This window comes from Mycobacterium sp. 852014-50255_SCH5639931 (assembly GCF_001665605.1).
GTDB classification, from domain to species: Bacteria; Actinomycetota; Actinomycetes; order Mycobacteriales; family Mycobacteriaceae; genus Mycobacterium; species Mycobacterium paraffinicum.
Genome location: NZ_LZSV01000004.1, coordinates 149,396 through 162,807, shown reverse-complemented (window position 1 = coordinate 162,807; position 13,412 = coordinate 149,396). Strand labels below are relative to the sequence as shown.

At 68.7% G+C, this 13,412-nt stretch carries 14 protein-coding genes; 4 read left to right on the top strand and 10 right to left on the bottom strand.

The genetic code is table 11. The features are described from left to right. The first annotated feature begins 43 nt into the window (after positions 1-43). The gene (locus A5758_RS03905; RefSeq protein WP_067212543.1) at positions 44-1,540 is read left to right on the top strand and encodes an amidase; all 1,497 of its coding nucleotides are present in this window, start codon (positions 44-46) and stop codon (positions 1,538-1,540) included. A gap of 69 nt (positions 1,541-1,609) precedes the next feature. Here A5758_RS03905 and era read toward each other — a convergent pair whose 3' ends face one another. The 8 genes from era to hrcA all read right to left on the bottom strand — a co-directional run bounded on the left by era (position 1,610) and on the right by hrcA (position 9,988). Beyond that, complete coding sequence (gene era / locus A5758_RS03900; protein ID WP_067736792.1) at positions 1,610-2,509, bottom strand: GTPase Era; 900 nt, start codon at positions 2,507-2,509, stop codon at positions 1,610-1,612. Between the two features lie 64 nt (positions 2,510-2,573). Beyond that, entirely contained in the window at positions 2,574-3,878 is a 1,305-nt protein-coding gene (locus A5758_RS03895) for a hemolysin family protein (protein ID WP_067736672.1), read from the bottom strand. Further along, positions 3,875-5,158 carry a hypothetical protein gene (locus A5758_RS03890; protein WP_067736667.1) on the bottom strand — a complete coding sequence of 428 codons (1,284 nt, stop codon included), beginning with the start codon at positions 5,156-5,158 and terminating at the stop codon, positions 3,875-3,877. Before A5758_RS03890 ends, A5758_RS03895 begins: the two co-directional genes overlap by 4 nt. Next, positions 5,155-5,688 carry an rRNA maturation RNase YbeY gene (ybeY, locus tag A5758_RS03885; protein ID WP_067203198.1) on the bottom strand — a complete coding sequence of 178 codons (534 nt, stop codon included), beginning with the start codon at positions 5,686-5,688 and terminating at the stop codon, positions 5,155-5,157. Before ybeY ends, A5758_RS03890 begins: the two co-directional genes overlap by 4 nt. A 30-nt stretch (positions 5,689-5,718) precedes the next feature. After that, the gene (locus A5758_RS03880; protein WP_067736664.1) at positions 5,719-6,777 is read right to left on the bottom strand and encodes a PhoH family protein; all 1,059 of its coding nucleotides are present in this window, start codon (positions 6,775-6,777) and stop codon (positions 5,719-5,721) included. A gap of 185 nt (positions 6,778-6,962) precedes the next feature. After that, positions 6,963-7,724, bottom strand: coding sequence for a 16S rRNA (uracil(1498)-N(3))-methyltransferase (locus A5758_RS03875; RefSeq protein WP_067736661.1), 762 nt, complete (start codon positions 7,722-7,724; stop codon positions 6,963-6,965). A 25-nt stretch (positions 7,725-7,749) separates the two neighbouring features. Continuing rightward, the gene (dnaJ, locus tag A5758_RS03870) at positions 7,750-8,898 is read right to left on the bottom strand and encodes a molecular chaperone DnaJ (protein WP_067736658.1); all 1,149 of its coding nucleotides are present in this window, start codon (positions 8,896-8,898) and stop codon (positions 7,750-7,752) included. Positions 8,899-8,956: 58 nt separating this feature from the next. Beyond that, positions 8,957-9,988: a heat-inducible transcriptional repressor HrcA gene (gene hrcA, locus A5758_RS03865; protein ID WP_067203209.1), complete on the bottom strand. Its 1,032-nt coding sequence runs from the start codon at positions 9,986-9,988 to the stop codon at positions 8,957-8,959. Positions 9,989-10,202: 214 nt separating this feature from the next. On the opposite strand from hrcA, the gene A5758_RS03860 reads away from it, so the two are divergent. From A5758_RS03860 to A5758_RS03850, 3 genes are all read left to right on the top strand, one after another. Then, a complete protein-coding gene (locus A5758_RS03860; protein WP_066954038.1) occupies positions 10,203-10,517 on the top strand; it encodes a type II toxin-antitoxin system VapB family antitoxin in 315 nt (104 codons plus the stop codon). A gap of 74 nt (positions 10,518-10,591) precedes the next feature. Beyond that, on the top strand, positions 10,592-11,185 hold the full coding sequence (locus A5758_RS03855) for a carboxymuconolactone decarboxylase family protein (RefSeq protein ID WP_067736655.1): 594 nt from the start codon (positions 10,592-10,594) through the stop codon (positions 11,183-11,185). Next, positions 11,182-12,057, top strand: coding sequence for a sigma-70 family RNA polymerase sigma factor (locus A5758_RS03850; protein WP_067736648.1), 876 nt, complete (start codon positions 11,182-11,184; stop codon positions 12,055-12,057). The genes A5758_RS03855 and A5758_RS03850 overlap by 4 nt, the downstream gene beginning before the upstream one ends. On the opposite strand, the gene A5758_RS03845 is transcribed toward A5758_RS03850, so the two are convergent. Together A5758_RS03845 and A5758_RS03840 are read right to left on the bottom strand one after the other, a co-directional pair. Next, the gene (locus tag A5758_RS03845; RefSeq protein ID WP_067203431.1) at positions 12,051-12,554 is read right to left on the bottom strand and encodes a hypothetical protein; all 504 of its coding nucleotides are present in this window, start codon (positions 12,552-12,554) and stop codon (positions 12,051-12,053) included. The two genes, A5758_RS03850 and A5758_RS03845, sit on opposite strands and share 7 nt — an antisense overlap. Positions 12,555-12,729: 175 nt before the next feature. After that, on the bottom strand, positions 12,730-13,236 hold the full coding sequence (locus A5758_RS03840; protein WP_369816378.1) for a hypothetical protein: 507 nt from the start codon (positions 13,234-13,236) through the stop codon (positions 12,730-12,732). Between the last annotated feature and the right edge of the window lie 176 nt (positions 13,237-13,412).

The following is a 13,412-nucleotide window of genomic DNA, read 5'->3' as shown; positions in this document are numbered from 1 at the left end:
GCCGCGACAATGCTGGTATCCGCGCCGGTTAGTCTCGTACCCCGTGATTGGCGCTTCCGAGTCAGGTCCTGGATCCATTTTCGGATCCGGTGGCCAGCGCCTGCCCACACTCACTGACCTGCTCTATCAGCTTGCCAGCCGGTCCGTGACTTCGGTCACACTGGTGCGCCGGTCCCTGCACGCCATCCACGCCAGCCAGCCCACGCTGAACGCCTTCCGCGTGGTGCTCACCGAGTCGGCCCTGGCCGACGCGGCGGCGGCCGACCGGCGGCGGGCGGCCGGAGACACGGCGCCGTTGCTGGGCATCCCGATCGCGGTCAAGGACGACGTCGACGTTGCTGGAGTGCCGACCGCCTTCGGCACCGAGGGATATGTCCCACCCGCCACCCACGACGCCGAGGTGGTTCGCCGCCTGAAGGCCGCGGGCGCGGTGATCGTCGGCAAGACCAACACCTGCGAGCTGGGCCAGTGGCCGTTCACCAGCGGACCCGGGTTCGGGCATACCCGCAACCCCTGGTCGCGCCGGCACACCCCGGGCGGCTCCTCGGGGGGCAGCGCGGCCGCGGTGGCCGCGGGACTCGTCACCGCGGCGATCGGCTCCGATGGGGCGGGCAGCGTCCGCATCCCCGCCGCGTGGACGCACCTGGTGGGCATCAAGCCGCAGCGCGGCCGCATCTCCACCTGGCCACTGCCCGAGGCGTTCAACGGCATCACGGTCAACGGTGTGCTGGCCCGAACGGTGGCCGATGCGGCGTTGGTGCTCGACGCGGCGTCGGGCAACGTCGAGGGCGACCGGCACAAGCCGCCCCCGATCACCGCCTCCGACTATGTCGGTATCGCGCCCGGCCCGCTGAACATCGCGCTGTCAACCCGGTTCCCGTACACCGGTTTTCGGTCCAAGCTGCATCCCGAGATCCTGGCGGCGACGCGAGCCGTGGCCCGGCAGCTCGAGCTGCTCGGCCACACCGTGGTGCCGGGCAACCCCGACTACGGGCTGCGGCTGTCGTGGGATTTCCTCGCCCGGTCCACCGCCGGCCTGCGGGACTGGGAGGAGCGGCTGGGCGACGGGGTGATCCTCGACCCCCGCACGGTGTCCAACTTGCGGGTGGGCCACGTGCTTGGTCAGGCGATCCTGCGCACCGCGCGCCGGCACGAAACCGAGGCCCAGCGTCGGGTGGGTTCGATCTTCGACATCGTCGATGTCGTCGTGGCTCCGACCACCGCCCAGCCGCCGCCGCCGGCGCGCGCCTTCGACCGGTTGAGCGGCTTCGGCACCGATCGAGCGATGATCGCCGCCTGCCCACTGACCTTCCCGTGGAATGTGCTGGGCTGGCCGTCGATCAACGTGCCGGCGGGGTTCACCTCCGAGGGGCTGCCGATCGGAGTGCAGTTGATGGGGCCGCACAACAGCGAGGGCATGCTGATCTCGCTGGCCGCCGAACTGGAGGCCGTGTGCGGGTGGTCGACCAAGCAGCCGACGATGTGGTGGACCGCGGAAACGGGCACGCCGCCGGTGTCCGGTGGACCGCCGCGAAGGTGAATCCCGAAGCGGCACATCACCGAAGTTGACTTCGCTTGAGCGGCTTCGGCTTTCGACGGCGCCGGCGCTTCAGAAGCCAAGCCGGCCAAGCTGTTTGGGGTCGCTCTGCCAGTTCTTGGCGACCTTGACGCGCAGTTGAAGGTAGACCTTGGTGCCGAGCAACTTTTCGATCTGGCCGCGCGCCGCGGTGCCCACCTGTCGCAGTCGGGCGCCGCCTTTGCCGATGATGATCCCCTTCTGGCTGTCGCGCTCGACGAAGAGCAGCGCGTGCACGTCGATGAGGTCGTCGCGGTCCTCCCGGGGGTTGATCTCGTCGATGACCACCGCCAACGAATGCGGCAGCTCGTCGCGGACGCCCTCCAGGGCGGCCTCGCGGATGAGCTCCGCCATCAGAACTTCCTCGGGCTCGTCGGTCAGCTCGCCGTCGGGGTAGTACGCCGGGCCGGGGGGCAGCGCCGCGGCGAGCACGTCGATCAGCACGTCCACCTGCGCCCCGGTGGTCGCCGACACCGGAACGATTTCCGCCGAGTCGCCGACCAGCTCGCTGACCGCGAGCAGCTGCGCGGCCACCCGGTCCCTGGGCACCTTGTCGATCTTGGTGACGATGGCCACCAGCGCCGTCTTCGGTGCGTTCGAACGGATTTGGTCGACGATCCAGCGGTCACCCGGGCCGATCGCCTCGTCGGCCGGGATGCACAACCCGATCACGTCGACCTCGGCATAGGTGTCGCGCACCAGGTCGTTGAGCCGCTTGCCCAGCAGAGTGCGCGGCCGGTGCAGGCCCGGCGTGTCGACCAGGATGATCTGAAAGTTCTCCCGGTGCACGATGCCGCGGATGGTGTGCCGGGTGGTCTGCGGCCGCGTCGAGGTGATCGCCACCTTGGTGCCGACGAGCGCGTTGGTCAGCGTCGACTTACCGGTGTTCGGCCGGCCGACCAAACACACGAAACCGGAATGGAATTCGGTCATGTCGTCGGAGGTGCACACGGTGCGAGTTCGGGGCTGATGTGCTGAATTAGGCGGACGCTCGGCGTCATTGCGGGTTCTCTCCGTCGGAACCGTTGGACTCGGGCGCGGCGGGGCTCAGCAGGACCGTGCCGATCCGTACCCGCCCCCGGTGGTCGGTGCCGCCTTCGGCTTGCAGCCGCAGGCCATGTGAGACCACCTCGGCCCCGGGCAGCGGAACCCGGCCCAGTTCCAGGGCGAGCAGGCCGCCGACGGTATCGACGTCGAGGTCGTCGTCGAAATCCACGTCGTAGAGCTCGCCGAGGTCCTCGATCGGCAACCGCGCCGAGACGCGGAAACGTCTGTCGCCCAAGTCTTCTATCGGTGCCGTCTCCGCCTGGTCATACTCGTCGGCGATCTCGCCGACGATCTCTTCCAGCACGTCTTCGATGCTCACCAGGCCGGCTATCGCGCCGTACTCGTCGACGAGGAGGGCCATGTGGTTGCGGTCGCGCTGCATTTCGCGCAGCAGCGTATCCAGCGGCTTGGAGTCCGGCACGAACACCGCCGGACGCATCACCTGCGCCACGGTAATGCCACGACCGCCATCCCCCGACAGAAAGCTCTGCTGCACAAGGTCTTTGAGGTATACGACGCCGACAATATCGTCGACATTCTCGCCGATCACCGGGATGCGGGAGTGCCCGCTGCGCACCGCGAGGTTCAACGCTTGACTGGCAAGCTTGTCGCTTTCGATCCAGATCATCTCCGTGCGCGGCACCATCACCTCGCGGGCCGGGGTGTCACCGAGCTCGAAGACCGATTCGATCATCCGGCGTTCGTCGGCGGCGACCACGCCGCGCTGCTGGGCCAGGTCCACGACTTCGCGAAGCTCGATCTCGGATGCGAACGGCCCGTTGCGCAGGCCGCGGCCGGGTGTCAGCGCATTACCCAGGACCACCAGCAACCGGCTGAGCGGCATCAACAACCACGAAATGAGCCGCAGCGGAACGGCTGTCGTCAACGAGATGGAATACGCGTGCTGGCGACCGAGGGTGCGCGGACCGACCCCGATGACGACGAAACTCATCACCACCATGGTGGCGGCGGCCCCAAACAACGCCCAGTTCAGGCCGAAGTTGTCGTACAAGAACAGCACCAACAGCACGGTCGCCGTGATTTCGCACGTGATGCGCAGCAGCACAACCAGGTTGATATAGCGCGGCCGCTCGGCCATCACCTCGGCCAGTGACACGGCGCCGGGCCGCTCCTCGCGAACCAGCTCCTGGACCCGGGCCAGCGACACGGTGCTGATGGCGGCGTCGATCGCCGCGAAAAGCCCGCCGATAGCGATGAGCGCCATCGCGCCGAGCAGCCAAGAAAGACCGGTCAACTGCCGGAAGACCTTGACGTGGTGGCGGGCTCCCCTACGTCGTCGCTCCGTTTCCGGTTGAGGGCCCAGGCGCCAAGGCACACCACTACCCCCAGCACCCCGTAGCCCAGCGCCGAGGGCCACCACGGCTGGGCGGGTTGGGTCGGCTCCTCGTGCGGGCGAACCGCCAGCACCACCAGGAAGTTGCCGTCGTCGGTCGGCCCGGCGTGCGGTAACGACTGGCTCTTGGTCACCCTGATTTGGGCGCTGCTGCTGGAGTCGTTGATCTCGCCCCAGGCCAGGGTGGAGTCGTCGAGCAGGAAAGTCTGCTGACTGCCCTCGGGCTGGCTTTCGTCCCGGCCCACCACCGCCACCTGGGCGACCTCCAACGTCTGGTTAGCGGCGGGGACAGAGACCAGGACAGTCTGGTACAGCTTCGGGGGGGCCGGCGGCTTGAAGTCCGGTGGCGGGGGGCCGTTGAAGCCGTCCGGCGGTACCGAGCCACCGCCATAGAAGCTGCCCGCCGCCACCCAGCTGTCACCGACCGCGGTGAACGGGACCACGCCGACGGTCGCGGCGTCCAGCACGATGCGGGAACCGGCCGGCAGATACGCCTCCCGGTCGGCGCCGTTGTACGAGTAGCGGAAGACCATGCCCTCTTTGAGAGGGTTGAAGAGCGCCGGGCGGCGGTAGGCGTCGTCGTAGTCGACGTAGTCCCAGTGGCGGGGGCGGACCAGCTTCTGATTGTCGACCTTGAGGACGTCGACGTTTTCCCGGTGGCCGCTGACGACATTCTGCACCCGCTGGTTGAAGTCGACCTGCTTCGGTGGCTTCGGGGGGTCGGCGGGATTGACCCGCGTCGCCGGCGCGGCCTTGGCCGCCGCGACCGCCTGCGGCAGAACGTCGAGCCCCCTCGGCGGTGCCACCACCGAGACGTTTCTCGACGCGTCGGGGCCCGGCGGATTGATCGTGGCCACCGGGTTGGTGGGCGGCAGGTTTGGCGGAGTGAGCGGTGTCGCCTGCACCGGCACTGGGCTGGGCGGGACGTACGGGGGAAGCTCCGGAATCTGCACCGGGCTCGGCGACGGCTGAGCCCGCCGCGGCGGCGCGTCCTGGGAGCAAACGTTGGATGTGTGATACTGCGCCACCAGATACTGACACCAATTGCAGCTGGTCGGGTTCGACCCGCTGCCGGCGCAGGGAGCCGCCTCTGCCACACCGATCGTGGTGGCCACCAACGAGATCGGTGCGAAGGCGAGGGCGGCGGCAGCCGCGATCCCGAGTGCTTTGCGTGGGCTCAATTCTCGAAATACCTTGACTTGTCCAGCAATTGACGGTCCCGCTCCTGCTGGCGGTCCTGGCGGTAGGCCTCGACTTGCTCGGCGACCCACTCTTCGAGCAACCGGTCCTGAAGGGTGAACATCTCTTTTTCCTCGTCCGGCTCGCCGTGGTCGTAGCCCAGCAGATGAAGCACGCCGTGGATGGTCAACAGCGCCAACTCGTGGCCGAGGCTGTGCCCCGCCGCATCGGCCTGCCCGGCCGCGAATTCCGGGCACAGCACGATGTCACCCAGCATCGACGGCCCCGGCTCCGGGGCGTCGGGCCGGCCGCCCGGCTCGAGCTCGTCCATCGGGAAACTCATCACGTCCGTCGGCCCGGGCAGGTCCATCCACCGCATGTGCAGGTCGGCCATGGCCGCGGTGTCCAACAGCACCATCGACAGCTCGGCCGCCGGGTTGACGTCCATCTTTGCGATGACAAAGCGTGCGACGCTGATCAACTCGGTTTCGGAGACGTCAATGCCCGACTCGTTGGACACTTCAATGCTCATGAGACGCCCATAAAACAATCACAGCCCTCATCACCGGCGCCCGCGGGAGACCGACGCGCGCCGAGCCGCCCGGTTCATCCCCAAGCCCGGCTCTTCGAACTTGGCGTAGGCGTCGACGATTTCGGAGACCAGCCGGTGGCGCACTACGTCCACACTGGTCAGCTCCGCGATGTGGATGTCCTCGACGCTGTCCAGGATCTCGATCGCCGACCGCAGGCCCGACCTGGCGCCACCGGGAAGATCCACCTGGGTGATGTCGCCGGTGATGACCATCTTCGATCCGAAGCCGAGCCGGGTGAGGAACATCTTCATCTGCTCGGCGGTGGTGTTCTGCGCCTCGTCGAGGACGATGAAGGCCGAATTCAGTGTGCGGCCACGCATATACGCCAGCGGCGCGACCTCGATGACCCCGGCGGACATCAGCTTCGGGATCAGCTCGGGATCCATCATGTCGTACAGGGCGTCATACAGCGGCCGCAGATAGGGGTCGATCTTCTCGCTCAGTGTGCCCGGCAGAAAGCCAAGGCGCTCACCGGCTTCCACCGCCGGCCGGGTCAGGATGATGCGGTTCACCTGTTTGGTCTGCAACGCGCTGACCGCCTTGGCCATCGCCAGGTACGTCTTGCCGGTGCCGGCGGGGCCGACCCCGAAGACGATGGTGTTGGCGTCGATCGCGTCGACGTAGCGCTTCTGGTTCAGCGTCTTGGGCCGGATCGTCTTGCCGCGCCGCGACAAGATGTCCAGGGTGAGCACTTCGGCCGGCGACTCGTTGTCGGTGCCGGCCAGCATGGCGACGCTGTGGCGGACCACCTCCGGCGTCAACGGCTGACCGTTGGCGACGATCGCGACCAGTTCGGAAATCGCGCGCTCGGCCAGTGCGACGTCGGCCGGCTCGCCCGAGACGGTCACGGCATTGCCACGCACGTGCAGGTCGGCGTTCAGGCTGCGCTCCAGCGCGCGAAGGTTTTCGTCCGCCGAGCCCAACAAGCCGACGACGACATCGGGCGGAACATCGATGCTGCTGCGTACTTGGGCGTTGGCCTGGAGGCCTCCGGCTGCGTCAACAGCGCTGGTCTCGCGGGGCGTCACGTGGCTCTCGATGCCTGCTTTCTCGGCTTGTCGGTGGTTTGCTCGGCTGCCTAAGTCTACGCCGGGGCCCTAGATTGGTCAGCCTTCAGCCGCGTATTGGCGGGGGTCAGGTAGTTGCCGCGCGACGGGCCTATCGGCTCCGGCCCGCCCGGGACCAGCGACGACGCGGCGCGATCGCCGACGCCCTACAGGGTGGAGGCGTGGTGCCACCGCGGGGTGAGCACGCCGAGCGCCCCCAGCGCCACCGCCGCGGCGGTCGACGTGCGCAGCACCTGGGGGCCCAGCCGCACCGGCACCGCCCCCGCCTCGGTCAACGCGGCGATCTCGTCGGGCGCGATCCCGCCTTCGGGCCCTACCACGAGCAGCAACGCGGTCGCGCGGGCGATATCGAGTTTGGTCAGCGGGTCGGTGGCCGACTCGTGCAACGCCAGCGCCACGGCTCCGGCGGCCACGTCGTCGCGGATCCGCTGGGCCAGTCCCGCGGTGGACAGCACGCCCTCAACGGGCGGGATGTGCGCCCGTCGGGATTGCCGGGCCGCCGAACGGGCGACGGCGCGCCACCGGCGCAGGCCCTTGTCCACGCGCGCACCCTGCCAACTGGCCACACACCGGGCCGCCTGCCAGGCCAGGAACGCGTCAGCGCCGGCTTCGGTGGCCAGTTCGATGGCCAACTCCGATCGGTCCGACTTCGGCAGCGCCTGCACCACGGTGACCGGCGGCTGCGCGGCCGCGACGCTCCAGCGCTTCAGCACCCGGGCGCGCAACCCGTCGCGGCCGGCGTGCTCGACCTCGCAGTGCGCCAGGCCGCCGGCGCCGTCGCCGAGGACCAGTTGCTCGCCGGGTCGGATCCGCCGCACGGTGGCGGCGTGAAACCCCTCGTCGCCGCCGACGACGGCCAGTGAGCCGGTATCGGGCAGCGCGTCGACGTAGAAGAGGGTCGCGACCATGTACGCGCCTTTTTCGGGCTGGCGGCTAGCGCCCGGTGAACGTTTCGCGCAGCCGGCTGAACAGGCCGCCGCCGGCGTGCGTCGAGCGGACCTCGGGCACGTCGCGGCTGCGCCGGGTCTTGAGCTCGCGCAGCAGTTCGGTGTCGTGGTGGTCCAGCCGGCTGGGCACTACCACCTCGACGTGGACGTGCAGGTCGCCCCGGGTGCCCGACCGGAGGTGAGGCATCCCGTGGCCACGCAGCGTGATTACCGAATTCGGTTGCGTGCCAGGCGGAATGGTGACCTCGCTGATGCCGTCGAGAATGGCGTCGATGGTGACCGTGGCGCCCAGCGCCGCATCGAACATGGGCACCGACACCGTGCAGTGCAGGTCGTCACCCTCGCGCACGAACACGTCGTGGGCCTGCTCGTGAACCTCGACGTACAGGTCGCCGGCCGGGCCTCCCCCGGGTCCAACCTCGCCCTGGGCGGCCAGCCGCACCCGCATGCCGTCGCCGACCCCGGCGGGGATCTTGACGCTGATCTCGCGGCGGGCCCGCACCCGGCCGTCGCCCATGCACTGGTGGCAGGGATCGGGGATGACGACACCGACGCCGCGGCAGGTGGGGCACGGCCGAGAGGTCATCACCTGGCCCAACAGCGACCGCTGCACCGTCTGGACCTCGCCGCGGCCGCCGCACGTGTCGCACGGGACGGGCACCGAGTCGCCGTTGGTGCCCTTACCCTGGCAGCGGTCGCACAACACCGCGGTGTCGACGGTGACCTGCTTGGTCACGCCGGCGGCGCACTCTTCGAGGTCGAGCCGCATCCGCAGCAGCGAGTCCGAGCCCGGCCGCACCCGGCCGATGGGACCGCGGGAGGTCGCGCCACCGCTGAAGCCGCCGCCGAAGAAGGCCTCGAACACGTCGCCGAGGCCGCCGAAACCGCCGCCGAAACCGCCGCCGGCCGCGGCGGCGCCTTCCATCGGATCGCCACCCAGGTCGACGATGCGGCGTTTCTCGGGGTCGCTCAGCACCTCGTAGGCGACGCTGATCTCCTTGAACTTCGCCTGCGCGCCCTCGTCCGGGTTGACGTCGGGATGCAACTCGCGGGCCAACTTGCGGTACGCGCGCTTGATCTCCGCATCGCTGGCGTTTCTGCCCACCCCGAGCAGCCCGTAATAGTCGCGTGCCACGCCTGACTCTCCTAAACCTGGTCCTTATCCCGCGCCTGCGCATACCGCGGGTGCGCGTTCATCGAGCACCCAGGACTTCGCCGATATATAGGGCAACCGCGGCGACGCTGGCGATAGTTCCCGGATAGTCCATCCGGGTGGGCCCCAGCACACCCATCCCGCCGAAGACGGTGTCGGAGGTGCCGTAGGCGGTGGTCACCATCGAGGTGCCCGCCATTTGCTCGGCGGCCGTCTCATGGCCGATGCGCACCGTCACCTTACCGGCTTCCTGCTGGGCCGCCAGCAACCGCAGCACCACCACCTGCTCCTCGAGCGCTTCCAGGATGGAGCGCAGCGAGCCGCCGAAATCGGCGGCGTTGCGCGTCAGGTTGGCGGTCCCGCCCATCAGCAAGCGTTCTTCGGTGTGTTCCACCAAGGACTCCAGCAACACCGTCGCCGAGCGGCCGACGGCGTCGCCCAGGCCGTCCGGGGCGCGGAGCTGTCCGGCCAGGTCCGCGACCGCGATCGAGGCAGCCGAGAGCTTCTTGCCCACCAACGCCTGGCCGAGCATCTCGCGGAGCTGGGACAGCTGGTGATCGTCGATGACGTCGCCGAGTTCGACGATGCGCTGATCCACGCGACCGGTGTCGGTGATGACCACCATCAGCAGGCGGGCCGGGGTCAGTGCGATCACTTCCAGATGACGCACGGTGGACGACGTCAGCGTCGGGTACTGGACCACGGCCACCTGGCGGGTCAGCTGGGCCAGTAGGCGCACCGCCCGGCGCAGCACATCGTCGAGGTCGACACCGGACTCCAGAAAGCTCAGGATCGCGCTGCGCTCGGCCGAGGACAGCGGCTTGACGTCGTGGAGCCGGTCGACGAATTCCCGGTAGCCCTTCTCCGTGGGCACGCGTCCGGAGCTGGTGTGCGGCTGCGTGATGTAGCCCTCGGCCTCGAGCACCGCCATGTCGTTGCGTACGGTCGCGGACGAGACGCCCAAGTTATGACGCTCCACCAGGCTCTTGGAACCGATGGGCTCCTTGGTGGCAACGAAATCGGCGACGATGGCACGCAGCACCTCGAAGCGACGATCGTCGGCACTTCCCACTCGTTGTCACCTCCCTGCGCCGCGCTGACCCGGGTCCATTTTACGGGTCGCAAGCCGTGCTAACCGTTGGAGCGGCCCGTTGCCGAGGCCCAGGCGGCGGGCCTTCTGCGGCGGCCGTTGGAATTGCGGTGGCTTCGAGGCTGGCGACACCTCTTCCGGTTAGCCTGTCCAGCATGAACCGGTCGCGGCATTGGGCGTCGGGAGAGATCCGGCGATGATCTTCAAGGGTGTGCGCGAGGGCAAGCCGTATCCCGAGCACGGGCTGTCCTACCGCGACTGGGCCCAGATTCCGCCGCAGCAGATCCGCCTCGACGAACTGGTCACCACGACGACGGTGCTCGCGCTGGACCGCCTGCTGTCGGAGGACTCCACCTTCTACGGCGACCTCTTCCCGCATGCGGTGCGGTGGAAGGGCGTCACGTATCTCGAGGACGGCCTGCACCGCGCGGTCCGCGCGGCGCTGCGGAACCGCACCGTGTTGCACGCGCGGGTGTTCGACATGGACCGGGCGCCGGGGCCGCCCGGCTAGGTCGGTCACATTTGCGCCGCGCCGGGTGTCGACTTAGTGAGGACGTTGGTTCACAACTTGCTAGGAGGATCGCCATGTCCCGGTTGCCAGGGGTCTCAGACCGCGATGCCGGCCTGGGCGCCAACATCGCCTTCTTCTTCACCAAGCGCAAGCTGGCACAGATGACCGGCCTGGAAACGGCCGGGATGCTGGAACCGCTGCGGATGTACGCGCACATCCCCCGGCTGCTCAACGCCTACGGCAAGCTCGAGCAGGCCGAGTCGAAGCTGGACATCCTCAGCCCGCGCCACCGCGCGCTCGCGGAGCTCAAGTCGGCGACGACGGTGCGCTGCGAGTACTGCATCGACCTCGGTTCACAGATCGCCCGCCGGTGGGGCATCACCGACGAGGAACTGCTCGCCCTGGCGGACTATCGCAACGCCTCGTGCTTCTCCGGCGTCGACAAGCTGATCCTCGAGTACGCGACCGCGATCAGTCGTACGCCCGTGGAGGTGAGCGATGAGCTTTTCGATGCGCTGCGCGGGCATTTCGACACCGCCCAACTCGTCGGGCTCACCCACGTGATCACGCTGGGCAACCTGCGCGCCCGCTTCAACCTGGCGCTCGGGATCGGCTCGTCCGGCTTCTCCGGCAACCGGGTCTGCGCCCTGCCCGAGGCCCGCACGTGACCGTGGATGCGTCGGTGACGGCGCGTTTCGAGGCGGCGAGGCCCCAGCTGGGCGCCATCGCCTACCGCATGCTGGGCTCGATCGACGACGCCCAGGACGCCGTGCAGGAGGCGTGGCTCCGGCTGAGCGGCACCGCCTGTGACGACATCGCCAACCTGGACGCCTGGCTCACCACGGTGGTGGCCCGCATCTGTTTGAACATGCTCCGCGACCGCCGGACGCGCGGCCTCACGGTGGGCGTGCCGGATCCGATCGTGGAGGCCGAAGGCGAATTCGACCCCGAACACCGCGCGATGCTGGCCGACGCGGTCGGGCTGGCGTTGTTCGTGGTGCTGGACACCTTGCAGCCGGAGCAGCGCCTGGCATTCGTGCTGCACGACGTCTTCGCCGTGCCCTTCGACCAGATCGCACCCATCGTCGGCCGGACGCCGGAGGCCACCCGCAAGCTGGCCAGCCGGGCGCGCCGACGCATCGAAGAGGCCGATCCGGCCCCCGACGGCGACGCGGCCGCGCAGCGGGAGGCCGTCGACGCCTTCTTCGCGGCGGGCCGCAGCGGCGATTTCGACCGGCTGGTGGCCGTGCTGCATCCGGATGTCGTGCTGCGCGGCGACTTCGGCCACGGCACCCCCGGTTTCCGCGCCGAGGGTGCCGCCGCCGTGGCGAGGCTGGCCCGCGGCTACGCGGGCCAGGACCGCGAGGTGCGCCCGGCGACCGTCAACGGCGCCGCCGGCGCGGTCATCTTCGTCGCCGGGCGGGCGACGGCCATCATGGGATTCGTGGTGCGCGGTGGCCTGGTGGCCTCGATCGATGTGCTCGCCGACCCCGCACGCCTCGCAAAATCAGATCTGCGCGCGCTGGGCGCAGATCACTGACCGGCGGCCTGCAGCAACTCCATCGCCGACGACCGCGACAGCACCCAGCCGCCCTGGTTGACGAACGTGATGTTCTGGGTGACCGGCGAAGTCAGCTTAGGACCGGAGACCGCGACGTCAGCGGTGGCCGAACCGGCCGCGGTCGGCTGGATGTTCGTGACGTCGAACGACAGGGGCAGGTCGCCGTTCTTGGCCGCCTTCTGCAGCTTCTTGTCGGCGACGTGTGCCTCGATTCCGCTGATGCCGCCTTGCACCAGGTTGCTCTTGCTGGAGAAGGAGACGCTCGGGTCCGCCAGGCTGTTCAGCACGCCGGTCAGCTGGTCGGCGGTCGGGACGTCGGCGGCCGCAGCCGGAGCCGGATCCTGCGGTAGAGGCGCGCCCACCGCGGCCAGCCGCACCTGATCCACTGGCGCCGCGACGGAGGCCACGCCGGCGGCCGCACCCCCGATGGCGGCGAAGGCTGCCACGCTGGTGGCAAGCAACTTAACGGTTTTCATGGTTCCCCCTTCGACGGGCACGAATTTAGACGGATCCACACATCTGGCGTGGTGTCAGCGCGCCTGCTACTCCTGTTGTTTCGCGACTCGGCACGGCTACGTTACGACCAGGCCATATGAAGACAACATGCACAACCTGTGCGCAGGCTGTGTGGCCGCCCAGAATTCTAGCCGCCTAGTTCGTCGCCGTCGCCGCCTGGATCAGCGCGATGGCGGCGTCGTGCTGCAGGACCCAGTTCCCGCCCTGATTGACGAAAACCAGGTGCTTTTCCACCGGCCCGGCGAACTTCGGACCCGAGATGGCCACGTCGGCCTGGGCCATGTTCGGGCCGGCCGGCGCGATGTTGGTCACGGCGAACGTCTCAGGAAAGTTCCCGTTGCGGTAGGCCTTGCGCAGATCGTGATCGGCGACGTGCCCCTCGTTGGGGCTGATGCCGTTTTCGACCAGATTGTTCTTGGTCGTGTACGAAACGCCCGGATCGGTCGCCTGGTTACACAGGTTCGACAACTGCTCGGCGGTCGGCAGGGCTCCCGGCGCCGGCGGCGGCGGGGGCGGATCCTGCGGAAGCGGCGCGCCGACCGCGGCCAGCTGCACCGGATCCATCGGTGCTGCGACGAAAACGCCACCGGCGGCTCCCCCTACGACGGCGAACGCCGCCACGCTGGTGGCAAGAGTTGTCATGGTCTTCACGGTCTTCACGGTTCCCCCTTCGATACGCGCGAACCGTGGCGGGATCTCAGCGATCTTGTCCCCCAGAAGGTTCCGCGTCACCACGGTTTAATTGGTGTAAGTGTGCCCTGTGTGACCGGCGATTGTGTCTCGAGCCGGTCACGTTACGGCGACGCTACGGCGGCGGC

Excerpts from the sequence above, each read along its gene's own strand:
- era (WP_067736792.1), bottom strand. The coding sequence starts at position 2,509 with ATGACCGAATTCCATTCCGGTTTCGTGTGTTTGGTCGGCCGGCCGAAC.
- ybeY (WP_067203198.1), bottom strand. The coding sequence starts at position 5,688 with ATGAGCATTGAAGTGTCCAACGAGTCGGGCATTGACGTCTCCGAAACC.
- A5758_RS03875 (WP_067736661.1), bottom strand. The coding sequence starts at position 7,724 with ATGGTCGCGACCCTCTTCTACGTCGACGCGCTGCCCGATACCGGCTCA.
- A5758_RS03860 (WP_066954038.1), top strand. The coding sequence starts at position 10,203 with ATGATCTTCAAGGGTGTGCGCGAGGGCAAGCCGTATCCCGAGCACGGG.
- A5758_RS03855 (WP_067736655.1), top strand. The coding sequence starts at position 10,592 with ATGTCCCGGTTGCCAGGGGTCTCAGACCGCGATGCCGGCCTGGGCGCC.
- A5758_RS03845 (WP_067203431.1), bottom strand. The coding sequence starts at position 12,554 with ATGAAAACCGTTAAGTTGCTTGCCACCAGCGTGGCAGCCTTCGCCGCC.
- A5758_RS03840 (WP_369816378.1), bottom strand. The coding sequence starts at position 13,236 with ATGACAACTCTTGCCACCAGCGTGGCGGCGTTCGCCGTCGTAGGGGGA.